Source organism: Microbacterium sp. ANT_H45B (genome assembly GCF_008369345.1).
GTDB lineage: Bacteria > Actinomycetota > Actinomycetes > Actinomycetales > Microbacteriaceae > Microbacterium.
Map to the genome: position 1 here is coordinate 776,872 of NZ_VOBK01000003.1, position 11,545 is coordinate 788,416.

12 protein-coding genes are annotated in these 11,545 nt (G+C 68.1%); 3 read left to right on the forward strand and 9 right to left on the reverse strand.

Going from position 1 to position 11,545, the window contains the following annotated elements; genetic code table 11:
* Positions 1-33: 33 nt before the first annotated feature.
* The 7 genes from FQ142_RS15685 to FQ142_RS15715 form a co-directional block, all read right to left on the reverse strand.
* Positions 34-762 (reverse strand): amino acid ABC transporter ATP-binding protein, encoded by a 729-nt coding sequence (locus FQ142_RS15685; RefSeq protein ID WP_149424039.1) that lies wholly within the window; start codon positions 760-762, stop codon positions 34-36.
* Positions 759-2,237 (reverse strand): amino acid ABC transporter substrate-binding protein/permease, encoded by a 1,479-nt coding sequence (locus tag FQ142_RS15690; protein WP_149424040.1) that lies wholly within the window; start codon positions 2,235-2,237, stop codon positions 759-761. Before FQ142_RS15690 ends, FQ142_RS15685 begins: the two co-directional genes overlap by 4 nt.
* Positions 2,238-2,357: 120 nt before the next feature.
* Positions 2,358-2,900, reverse strand: a complete 543-nt coding sequence (locus FQ142_RS15695) for a GNAT family N-acetyltransferase (RefSeq protein ID WP_262492171.1) — start codon at positions 2,898-2,900, stop codon at positions 2,358-2,360.
* 163 nt (positions 2,901-3,063) lie between these two features.
* On the reverse strand, positions 3,064-4,614 hold the full coding sequence (locus tag FQ142_RS15700) for a DHA2 family efflux MFS transporter permease subunit (protein ID WP_149424041.1): 1,551 nt from the start codon (positions 4,612-4,614) through the stop codon (positions 3,064-3,066).
* Entirely contained in the window at positions 4,611-5,234 is a 624-nt protein-coding gene (locus FQ142_RS15705) for a PadR family transcriptional regulator (RefSeq protein ID WP_149424042.1), read from the reverse strand. The genes FQ142_RS15700 and FQ142_RS15705 overlap by 4 nt, the downstream gene beginning before the upstream one ends.
* Before the next feature lie 67 nt (positions 5,235-5,301).
* A complete protein-coding gene (locus FQ142_RS15710; RefSeq protein WP_149424043.1) occupies positions 5,302-5,850 on the reverse strand; it encodes a GNAT family N-acetyltransferase in 549 nt (182 codons plus the stop codon).
* 40 nt (positions 5,851-5,890) lie between these two features.
* Complete coding sequence (locus FQ142_RS15715; protein ID WP_149424044.1) at positions 5,891-6,106, reverse strand: DUF2945 domain-containing protein; 216 nt, start codon at positions 6,104-6,106, stop codon at positions 5,891-5,893.
* A gap of 101 nt (positions 6,107-6,207) precedes the next feature.
* On the opposite strand from FQ142_RS15715, the gene FQ142_RS15720 reads away from it, so the two are divergent.
* Both FQ142_RS15720 and FQ142_RS15725 read left to right on the forward strand, forming a co-directional pair.
* On the forward strand, positions 6,208-7,086 hold the full coding sequence (locus tag FQ142_RS15720) for a phosphoribosylaminoimidazolesuccinocarboxamide synthase (RefSeq protein ID WP_149424045.1): 879 nt from the start codon (positions 6,208-6,210) through the stop codon (positions 7,084-7,086).
* Between the two features lie 287 nt (positions 7,087-7,373).
* Entirely contained in the window at positions 7,374-8,729 is a 1,356-nt protein-coding gene (locus tag FQ142_RS15725; RefSeq protein ID WP_149424046.1) for a uracil-xanthine permease family protein, read from the forward strand.
* Between the two features lie 101 nt (positions 8,730-8,830).
* Here FQ142_RS15725 and FQ142_RS15730 read toward each other — a convergent pair whose 3' ends face one another.
* Positions 8,831-9,481 carry a TetR/AcrR family transcriptional regulator gene (locus FQ142_RS15730; protein WP_149424047.1) on the reverse strand — a complete coding sequence of 217 codons (651 nt, stop codon included), beginning with the start codon at positions 9,479-9,481 and terminating at the stop codon, positions 8,831-8,833.
* 163 nt (positions 9,482-9,644) lie between these two features.
* Here FQ142_RS15730 and FQ142_RS15735 point away from each other — a divergent pair, with 163 nt between their 5' ends.
* Positions 9,645-10,409, forward strand: coding sequence for a DUF1266 domain-containing protein (locus tag FQ142_RS15735; RefSeq protein WP_188042436.1), 765 nt, complete (start codon positions 9,645-9,647; stop codon positions 10,407-10,409).
* A 93-nt stretch (positions 10,410-10,502) separates the two neighbouring features.
* Here the strand turns inward: FQ142_RS15735 and FQ142_RS15740 are convergent, their stop codons facing one another.
* The gene (locus tag FQ142_RS15740; RefSeq protein WP_149424049.1) at positions 10,503-11,498 is read right to left on the reverse strand and encodes a LacI family DNA-binding transcriptional regulator; all 996 of its coding nucleotides are present in this window, start codon (positions 11,496-11,498) and stop codon (positions 10,503-10,505) included.
* Positions 11,499-11,545 lie beyond the last annotated feature (47 nt).

Genomic DNA, 11,545 nt, shown 5'->3' on the forward strand with positions numbered 1-11,545 from the left:
AACCGGGCGAGGGCCTTCGTCACAGGTGAGGACTCAGAGCACCTTCGAGAGGAAGTCCTTCAGCCGCTCGTTCTTCGGAGCACCGAACAGCTCGGCGGGCGTCGCCTCTTCGACGACGACTCCGTCGTCCATGAACACGGTGCGGCCGGAGACCTCGCGCGCGAAGCCCATCTCGTGGGTCACCAGCACCATCGTCATCCCGCCGGAGGCGAGGTCGCGGATGACCTGCAGCACCTCGCCGACCATCTCGGGGTCGAGCGCGCTCGTCGCCTCGTCGAAGAGCATGATCTCGGGGTCCATCGCGAGCGCCCGGGCGATCGCCACGCGCTGCTTCTGGCCACCGGAGAGGGATGCCGGCTTCGCATCCGCCTTCTCGGTCAGGCCGACCCTCTCGAGCAGCGCCATCCCCCGCTCGCGGGCCTTCGCCTTCGAGAACTTGCCCAGCTCGATCGGGGCGAGGGTGATGTTCTCGAGCACCGTCATGTGCGGGAAGAGGTTGAAGTGCTGGAACACCATGCCGATGCGCTGGCGCACCTCGTCGAGCTTGACGCTCTTGTCGGTGAGGTCGACACCGTCGATGACGACCTTGCCCGACGTCGGCTCCTCGAGCTTGTTGAGGCAGCGCAGCAGCGTCGACTTGCCCGAACCCGACGGCCCGATGACGGCGACGACCTCGCCGTCCTCCACCGTGAGGTCGATGCCCTTGAGCACCTCGTTCTGACCGAAGGACTTGTGCAGCTTCTGCACGGCGATCTTGCTCATGCGTTGAACTTCCTCTCGAGGCGGTTCGCGAGCAGCGTCAGCAGCGTGATCACGACGAAGTAGATGATGGCGACGATGGTCAGCACCTGTGCCGACAGGTAGGTCGAGGCGATGATCTGCCGCGACTGGAAGGTCAGCTCGGCGAGCCCGATGACGCTGATCAACGACGTGTCCTTGAGCGTGATGATGCCCTGGTTCACGAACGACGGGATCATGATGCGGAAGGCCTGCGGGAGCACGACCTTCTGCATGGTCTTCCAGTGGCCGAGACCCAGCGAGCGCGATGCCTCGTTCTGACCGGGATCGACGGCCTGGATGCCGCCGCGGATGATCTCGGTCATGTAGGCGCCGGTGTTCAGGGACAGCGTGATCGCCCCCGCGACGAACGGGTCGAACGTGAGCCCGGGGAACAGCTGCGGGATCGCGAAGAACACGAAGAAGGCCTGCACGAGGATCGGTGTTCCTCGGAACACGAACACGTAGGCGGTGGCGAGCCAGCGGAACGGCAGGAACTTCGAGATGCGCCCGAAGCCGAAGACGATGCCGAGGATGAATGCGGCGACGAGGGCCACGAGCGTCGCGAGGATCGTGAGCCCGAGACCGCTCATCAGTGCGGGCCAGTACTTGACCGCGACCGAGATGATGTCGGTCGGCTGCGTGGTCGTCTCGCCGGCGCTCAGGTACGTGTCGACGATCTCGTCGTACTCGCCCGACGCCTGGAGGTTCGCGAGGCCGGCGTTGAACATCTCGATCAGCTCGGGGTTCATGCCCTTGTTGACGGCGAAGCCGTATTCCCCGCCGAGCTCGGGTTCGCCGATCAGACGGAAGCCGGAGCCCTGCTGGATGCCGTACGCGAGCACGGGGAAGTCCTCGAAGTAGCCGACCGCCTGGCCGGCCTTGACGGCGTCGACCATGTCGGTCGTGTCGGAGTACGGGGTGATCCGGTAGCCGAACTCGTCCTGGTTGTCCTCGGCGAAGGTCTGCCCCTGGGTGCCGGTCTTGACCGCCACGGCCTTGCCGTCGAGATCGTCGAGCGACTGGATGTCGCTGGCCTCGAGCACACCGAGCTGGACGCCGCTGGTGAAGTAGGGATCACTGAAATCGAACGTCTGCTGTCGCTCTTCGGTGATCGACATGCCCGCCATGACGCCGTCGACCTGGTTCGACTGCAGGGCCTGCAGAGCGGCGTCGAATCCGAGCTGGCGGATCTCGACCTCGAAGCCCTGATCCTCGGCGATCGCGCGGAGCAGATCCATGTCGATGCCGACGAGGTCGCCGTTCTCGTCGGTGAACTCGAACGGCGCGAACGTCGTGTCGGTGCCGATGACGTAGGTCTCACCGGTGGTGTCGGCGGATGCCGCGGTCGCACCGCCGAGCAGCGCACCGGCGGCGATGAACGCCGTGAGCACCATCGCTCCGACGGTTCGTCCGAGCGTGCGCAGACGCGCGGACGCAGGAGAGGGATGTGGGATCACGACGGATGCTCCTCGGATCGGGTGGGCGGCAGGACACTGCCACCGGGATGGTCGTCGACGATCAACCCTAACCGGGGACGGCGTGTCGCCGCGTCCGCGAGTGCTCGGGACGGCCGCCGGCTAGAGCGAGATCCAGTACCGGCGCACCGGGGTGTCGCCGTGCTCGGGCACGACGCGGACGTCTTGCAGCATCCCGCCCGCACTCTCGATGGTGCGGAAGGATCCGATGTTGTCGTCATCGCAGGTCACCATGACCCGTTCGAGTCCGATCTCGCGCGCCCGATCGAGGCCGAGGCGCAACGCGGCCGAGGCGTAGCCTTGACGTCGCCGGGACTCCCGCACGGAATAGCCGATGTGACCGCCCACCTCCCGCAGGTGGTCGTTGAGCTCGTGACGGAACGACAGGAAGCCGACGACCTCGCCGTCATCGACGATCCAGTACAGGTCGTTGTGCACGATGTCGTCGGGCAACGGCGCTGTGGTGTCGGCCCAGAGAGTCGACTTCTCGATCAGGGCGTCCAGCGTCGCCCGGTCCGGCGTGACCGGTGCCCGCAGACCCGATCCGTCGACATGACCGTCACCGAATTCGGAGACAGCGGCAGCCCAGGAGTCGAACAGGGCTGCGGAGGGTCTCAGGAGCTCGATCGTCATGCCCGATGACATCACAGCGAGCATGATCGTCGCAAACCGGTCAGCCTCGGTGCAGGAGCCCCGCGGTCAAGAGGTCCTCGTCGAGCGTGTCCCCGTGGATGCCCTCCCGTGAACCGGGGAGAGCCGGGCCCTCCGCACGATCGTGCAGAAGACCCGGCTCGCTGTCAGGGCTGGGTCACGCCGCGGGCTCGGGGGCCTCCACGGGAGCGGATGCCGCCGCATCCGCCTTGTCGTAGCGGCCGAGGAACAGCGACGCGACGAGGGCGACGACCATCACGCAGGCGGGCAGCAGGATCGCCTGCGACATGCCGGCCGCGAAGCCCTCGGCGACCTGAGGAGGCAACGACCCGCCACCGCTGATGCCCGACGGGGCGTCGGAGAGACCCGGAAGGTTCGCCTCGAGACGCGACTGCATGAACGCGGCGATGGATGCCGAGCCGATCACCGATCCGATGGTGCGAGTGGTGTTGTAGATGCCGGCACCCGCACCGGCCTGATGCCGAGGAAGCCTGCGCGTCGCGGTCGTCGCGAGCGGTCCCCACATGCCCGCGTTGCCGAGGCCCATCAGCGCAGAAGGCAGCAGGAACATCCAGATCGGGGTGTCCATGTTGATCAGAGCCGAGTACCAGACCAGGGCGACGCCCACGCAGAGCAGGCCCGGGATGAGGATGATGCGCGGATCGACGCGATCGAGCATCTTGCCGGCGAACGGCGCGAGCACTCCCGACAGCACAGCCATCGGGATCAGCAGCAGTGCGGCTTCGGTCGGCGTGAGCTCTCGTGCCGTCTGCAGGAAGAACATCATCGGCAGCGACATGCTCGTGACCGTGAAGCCGACTGCGGCGATCGCTACGTTGGCGCCCGAGAAGTTGCGGTCGCGGAAGAGGTCGAGCGGAACGAGCGCCTCGCTGCGGGTTCGCGCCTGCTGCACGATGAACACCGCGAGCACGACGAGACCGGCGATGATGAGGCCCCACACCGAGATCGGCCCCCAGATGACGCCCCAGCCGAACTTCTCGCCCTCCTGGAGCCCGAAGACGATCAGGAACAGCGCGACGGCGCTGAGGATCACGCCGAGGACGTCGAAGCGGTGCGGGGTGGTCTGCAGCCTCGGCACGAGGCGCCACGCGAGCACGAACGCGACGACGCCGACGGGGATGTTGACGAAGAAGATCCACTCCCAGCCGAATCCGTCGACGAGGAGACCTCCGAGGAGCGGCCCGACGAGCGTCGCGACACCGGCCGTCGCACCCCACAGGCCCATGGCGGCGCCGCGGCGCTCGGGCGGGAACGTGCGCGTGATCACGGCCATGGTCTGCGGCGTCATGAATGCGGCGCCGAGACCCTGAACCGCGCGAGCCGCGATCAGCATCTCGAGCGAGTCGGACAGTCCGCACCAGAGCGAGGCGAGGGTGAAGATCGCGAGGCCGATGAGGTAGATGTTCTTGGGCCCGAAGCGGTCGCCGAGGCGTCCGGTGATCAGCAGCGGCACCGCGTAGGCGAGCAGGTAGGCACTGGTGACCCACACCACGTTGTCGAGGTTGTTGGTCGTCGGATCGAGCGCGGCCTTGATCGCGGGGTTCGCGACCGAGACGATCGTCGTGTCGACGAGGATCATGAAGAAGCCGATGACGAGCGCCCAGAGGGCTGGCCAGGGGCTCGCAGGGCGCTGTCCGGCGGCGAAGGTGCCCGTGTCGGGCCCTGTCGCCTGGCGGGATTCGGTCATTGCTGTGCAGCCTTTCGCTGAGCGAGGTAGCGGTCTGTGTTCTCGAAAGCTTTGGGGCCCCAGGCGAACTCCTCGGACTCGAGGCGTTCGAGGAGAGAATCGAGCCAGCGCAGCTCGGCGCCGAGCAGCACCTCCTGGCGGTCGAACTCGACGAGCACCTGTTCGGGCACGGCCTTGGCGCGTGCGTCGACCAGTCCGTCGCGATGCGCCACGTGCCCCTCGTCGAGGGCGTCGCGTCGGGAGCGAAGACTTGCGATGACGTCCGCCCGCTCGAGGTTGTGCGCCTCGGCGAGCGCGATGCGGAACTCGGCGGGCCGGTCGATGACGGAGAGCTCCCGCCGCAGCCAGTCGACCAGGACATCCGTCCCCGCGTCCGTGAGCGTGTAGGTGGTGCGCTCGGGGCGATTGCCGTCGCGGTCGATGCCGGCCTCGTCGATCAGCCCCTCCCGCTGCAGTCGGCCGACCGTGTGATAGAGCGTGCCGTTGGTGATGCTCAGCAGGCGCTCGTCGCGACGGGAGCGCATCAGACGCACCATCTCATAGGGGTGCATGTCGCCCTCGCGCAGCAGCGCGAGCACCATGACACCCATCGAGGTGAGTGTGTCGACGGGGCTCTTCACGGCGATCCTCCATCCCGATTAGTCCATGTGGACTATACGCCCGTGCGCGCCGCTCCCACAAGGCGGCTCACCGCAGCGCCGCCGCGAGCTGTGCGGAGGTGAGCTCACGGTCGGCGAAGACGAGTCTCATGACCGTGGGATCCGGATTCCCCACGTCCGGCGCTCGGTGGACGAGCTCGAGGCCGAGTTTGACGGCCACATTCGCGGATGCGCGATTGTGCTCGACGAGATACGCGATCACGGGCCTCTGCGGATCCCGCGCGCGCGCCTGCTCGACCCCGGCCCTCGCGAGCTCGGTCGCGTACCCCTTGCCGTGGTGATCCCCGGCGATGCGGTAGCCGATGTTCCACACTTCTCCCCCGAGCACGGTGCAACCGCCGTTGCCGACGACCTCGCCGGTGTCGCGCAGACGGGCGACCCACGATCCGAGACCGGCCTCCTCCCAACTGCGCTCCCAGCGTTCCATCATCGCGACGCTCTGCGCGGGATCGGTGTGACGCAGGCTCGGGTAGTGCGTCCACACCCGCGGATCGCTCTGGATCGCGAACACCTCGGGCAGGTCGGAGGGGTGTGGGCGCGACAGCCGCAACCGCTCGGTGAGGATGTCGTCGGTCATGATCCCACGGTAGGCACGACCGCCGACATCGGGACGCGGTTCAGCTCTTCAGCCTGCGCAGGGCCGACCCCTTGTGCGCCGCCTCGTCTCCGCTCTTCTCGGATTTCACGATGAACGCCGGCTCGTCTTCGGATGCCGCGAAATGCTGACCCGCGAACTCGAAGTCCGTCGTCTTCTTCTGCTGCACGGTGCCGCGCGTGCGTCCCTGCGGGGTGTTCCAGCTCACCCGATCACCCGTGGACAGTTCCTTCGCCATGGTGCGCCCTCTCCGTCGTGTCACTGAGAGCTTCGCTCATACCCCGCGGCCACGGACGGGGCTTGACGCGGCATCCGTTCGCGCTCCGCGATAATGGGCGGGTGAGCACACCTTCGGAGAACAACGCGCAGACCATCCCCGGCTGGCGCCACATCTACTCGGGCAAGGTCCGCGACCTGTACGCCTCGGACGATGCCGCCGACACCCGCATCCTGGTGGTCGCGTCGGATCGCGTGAGCGCGTTCGACTTCGTGCTCTCCCCCGGCATCCCCGAGAAGGGCGCACTGCTCACCCGACTCAGCCGCTGGTGGTTCGACCAGCTGGCGGACGTGCCGAACCACCTCGCCGAAGGCGAGATCCCCGCGAGCGTCGCCGACCGTGCCATGCTCGCGCAGTCGCTCGAGATGCTGCCCGTCGAGTGCGTCGTACGCGGCTACCTCACGGGGTCGGGGTGGGCCGAGTACACCGAGAGCGGCACCGTGTGCGGCATCCCGCTGCCCGAAGGCCTGCAGAACGGCGACCGGCTTCCCGAACCCCTGTTCACCCCGGCCTACAAGGCGCCGATGGGCGAGCATGACGAGAACATCACCTTCGCGCAGACGGTCGAGCTCGTCGGCGCCGAGCGGGCGGCCGAACTGCGCGACGTGTCGCTGTCGCTCTACACCCGCGCCGCCGCGATCGCCGAGGAGCGCGGGCTCGTCCTCGCCGACACGAAGTTCGAGTTCGGCACGGATGCCATCGGCTCCCTGCGTCTGGCCGACGAGGTGCTCACGAGCGACTCCTCGCGATACTGGGATGCCGAGGCGTGGCGCACCGGCTCGACGCCGACCGATCGCATGGCGAGCTTCGACAAGCAGATCGTCCGCGACTGGCTCGCCGCCAACTGGGACAAAGAGGGAGAGCCGCCCGTGCTTCCCGACGACATCGTCGATCGCACGGCCGCCCGCTACCGCGAGCTCATCGAGCGACTGGGGGCCTGACCCTTCGTCTCGCTCCGTGGACCCTGAGCGAGGAGCGCAGCGACGAGACGAAGGGCGCCCTTCGTCTCGCTCCGCTCGCTCAGGGACCGGGGTGTAGACCGCTCAGGGAGCGGGGGGCGACTCGCCCGCCCAGGGACCGGCAGCCTAAACCGCGGACCCTGAGCGAGGAGCGCAGCGACGAGACGAAGGGCGCCCAGGGACGGAGGGCGCCCCGGGCACCCAGGGAACACACAGGAATCGGTAGTGTTGCTCCAGCACTCCCCTCCCCCCGATCCTGAGGAGCCCGCATGCCCCTGTGGAAGATCCACGGCAACGGCCGCACCGTCGAAGCCGGCGCCGTCGTCACCCCCGCCGAACGTCTGAACTGGCCCGCCACCATCGCCATCGGCGCGCAGCACGTCGTCGCGATGTTCGGCGCGACATTCCTCGTGCCGACGCTGACCGGCTTCCCTGTCTCGACCACGCTGCTGTTCAGCGGTCTCGGCACCCTGCTCTTCCTCCTCATCACGAAGAACAGGCTTCCCAGCTACCTGGGCTCGTCGTTCGCGTTCATCGCCCCGATCACCGCCGCGACGGCGTCGGGCAACTTCGGCTCGGCACTCGCGGGCGTGGTCGCCGTCGGGATCCTGCTCACCATCGTGGGTCTCGTCGTGCAGTTCGCGGGACTGCGCTGGGTCGATGCGCTGATGCCGCCGGTCGTCGCCGGCGCGATCGTCGCCCTGATCGGCTTCAACCTCGCGCCCACCGCGTGGAGCAACTTCGCGCTCGACCCGGTCACGGCGACGATCACACTCATCGCGATCATCGTGTTCGCCGTGCTCTTCCGCGGGTTCCTCGGCCGCATCTCGATCTTCCTCGGCGTTGCGGTCGGCTTCGTCTGGGCGGCGGTCAACGGGTCGTTCGACGTCCCCAACGCACTGCGCGGAGGCAAGACCCCGAACGAGCTCATCGCGGATGCGCCCTGGATCGGCCTGCCCGAGTTCCAGTTCCCCGATTTCGTCGAGCCCGGCACCTGGTCGACGATCGCGATGTTCCTGCCCGTGGTGCTCGTGCTCGTCGCGGAGAACATCGGCCATGTGCGCGGCGTCGCGAGCATGACCGAAGACCCGACCGTGAACACGCAGACCGGGCGTGCGCTCATCGCCGACGGCATCGCCACCACGATCGCCGGCGGTTTCGGCGGCTCGGGCACCACGACCTACGGTGAGAACATCGGTGTCATGGCCGCGACGCGCGTCTACTCGACGGCCGTCTACTGGGTCGCCGGCCTCTTCGCCATCCTGCTGGCGTTCTCACCCAAGGTCGGCGAGGTGTTCAACTCGATCCCCGCCGGCGTCCTGGGTGGCGCGACCACCGCGCTCTACGGCCTGATCGGCATCATCGGCATCAAGATCTGGGTCGACAGCCGCGTCGACTTCTCGCGGCCGGTCAACCAGTACACCGCCGCGGTCTCGCTCGTGATCGGCATCGCCGGCTTCTCGATGCAGCTCGGCGACTTCTCGTTCGGCGGGATCGTGCTGGGCACGGTCGCCGCCCTGCTGATCTACCACGTGGGCAACCTGATCGCCCGAGCGCGGCGCACAGGAGCCGACGACCCGCGTCCGCTCGAGGCCGTGGGTCCGCTGGGCGGAGACCCCGCCTGACCGACGGCGAAGCCCGCGCCTGACCGACGCGACCACGATCCCGGATGCCGCACGTCGCGGCATCCGGGATCTTCGCGTCTCAGCGGTCGGTCATGCGCATGTCACGCCCGCGCCGCACGAGTGCGGGCATCGGGGTTGCGTGGGGCCAGCCGCAGCGGCAGGGGTGCCTCCGGTTCCGGCAGACCGTAGAGACGATGCATCCAGCGACGGGAGTCCTCGAGCGGGAACGTGTCGCCGTAGACGGCGTACTTGAGGAAGATTCCTTCGAGAGTGGTCCGCAGCATGATCTCCTCGAGAGGCGGGTCCGCGGCGCCCCGATCACGGAAGATCTGCCGCACGATGTCCTCCGAGGTGCAGGTCTGTTCGTCGAATCTGCCCTCCGACTCTGCGAACAGACGGTGCGTGTCGGGCTGGAGCTGCATGGCGAACACAGTCCGCTGCAGGGGCATGGCGTAGCCGGTCGCGGTGAGCGCCCCGTCGATGATCCCCGCGAGCCGGACATCCGCCGACCCATCCGCCTGCGGCAACGCGAACAGCGTCTCGTACCACCGATCGATCACGGCGGAGATCAGTTGCTGCTTGCCGCCGAAATGGTAGTTCATCAGTCCTTGGGCGACACCCGCCCTCTGGGTGATCTCGGCGACACTCGCGCCGTTCACCCCTCGTTCGGCGAAGAGCTCGATGGCGGCGGCCAGCATGGCCTCCCGCGCTCGCGCGCTCGCACTGCGATTGTGCTCCTCGGACCGAGCCATGTCGCAATCACTTCCCCAGGGTCGGATCGCTTTCGAATCGCTTTCGGGTTGCTATTCGAACGCTATATATTACACTTTGAACAGACATTCAGGCTATGAGTCCCCCCAGACTCGCACAGTGAGGAGTGTAATGCCCCCGTTGCGGATCGCCCCAGCGATCACCATGAACGCCTCACCCCGCTACTCCACCACCGGCATCGACGCCGAGGGGATCGCGATGGGTCTGCTGCAGATCTGCACCCTGCCGTCCGGCCCATGGAACGACCCGACCGCCCCGGGCCTCGGAGCGGTCGAGCGCGAGATGATCGTCGAGCAGTGGGACGTCGGCTCCCGCACGGACTGGCTCAGCATGATCGACTTCCTGAGCATCGAGCGGCGGCGCCGACACGCGTGGATGCTCCACCTGTCGGCGCGCAACCAGCGGGCGGCCACCCTCGGGCGTCCGCCACGGACACAGGAATGGCTGGCCGGAATCGACCACGAAGGCGGAGACGTGAGCGATGCGCGTCCCTTCGTGGCGGGTCTCGAGCTGATCGAGCGCGAGGTGCGCAGATCGGTGGGAGAGGACCTGATCGCCCCGCATCTGTTCGTGCGCACTCTCGACGGCTACGCGCTGGGGCAGGCCGTCGCGATGACGACCTGGGGTGTCGCGCTCGGCTACGCCGACATCGCCGAGGCACGGCAGATCATCCATCGCATCAGCACGGAGGCCAGACCCTCGTTCGAATCGTGGGCGGACTTCGGCCTCAGCTACCTCGCCGGACGGATCATGCACTGGAGCGACGGCACGGTCGACGAGACTGCGATCGAGAAGTTCGGCGACGGCTGGCGCGATCTCAAGACGGCTCTGAGCAGCCGGCGCGGTCCGTGGGCAGCGCTCCCCTGGCGCACGGCCCAGGACCTCTCGACATCGCGGCGAACCGGCTGACGACACGGACTCACGGATGCGGACCCTGCCGGAGGGGCGTCGGGTCCGCATCCGTGTCAGCGCCCGACCGAGCGCGCGCCGGGGCGTCGGTCGTCAGGACGAGGCGCGGACGACCAGCTCGGTCGGCAGGATCGTCGTGTGCGCCGGATCGCTGCCGGCGAGTCGGGACAGCAGGACGCCCGCCATCGCCTCGCCCTGCGCGTACATGGGCTGACGCATGGTCGTCAGCGGCGGGTCGGTGCTCACCGCGACCGAGGAGTCGTCGAAGCCGACGAGGGCGACGTCCTCGGGCACGCGGATGCCGGCTGCCCGCAGCGCGGTCAGCGCTCCGCGGGCCATGAGGTCGCTGGCGACGAAGATCGCGTCGGGACGCCCGACGGCGAGGATGCGGCGCGCTGCATCCGCTCCGCTCGCCTCGCTGTAGTCGCCGGCCTCTTCAGCGAACGGAACGAGCCCGGCATCGGCCAGCGCACTGCGGAAGCCCTGCACGCGGTCGGCGGAGGAGACCATCGTGATCGGACCGGAGATCGTCGCGATCCGGGTGCGCCCGGTGTCGACCAGGTGCCTCGTCGCGACGCGCGCACCGGCGACGTTGTCGACGTCGACCACGTAGTCGCCCTCACGCAGCCGCACCGGACGGCCGCCCCAGACGACGGGCACGGCGTCGGCGACGCGCTCGATGAACGCGTCGCTCGTGTGATGCGACACGATGAGCGCGCCGTCGACGCCGCCGTTGCGGACGAAGCTGGTCATCTTGTCGCCCGGATCATCGCTCGCGATGAGGAGGTTCAGCAGGTAGTCCGAGCCGCGCAGCGCGCCCGTGATGCCCGCGACGATCGCCGCGAAGAACGGGTCGCCGAAGAAGCGCGTGGTGTCCTCCGGCACGATCAGCGCGATCGCGTGCGTCTGCTTGGACGCCAGGGAGCGCGCCGCGCGGTTGGGCACGTAACTGAGCTCCTCGATCGCCCGCTGCACGGCGAGCAGTGCCTCGGGGCTGACCGCCGTCGACCCGTTGACGACACGCGACACGGTCGACCGGGACACCCCGGCGGTCGATGCCACCTCTTCGATGGTCGCTCGTGACGACACGACTCTCCCCTCTGCCGGCGGCGACGCCGGATGCTCCCGAACTCCGC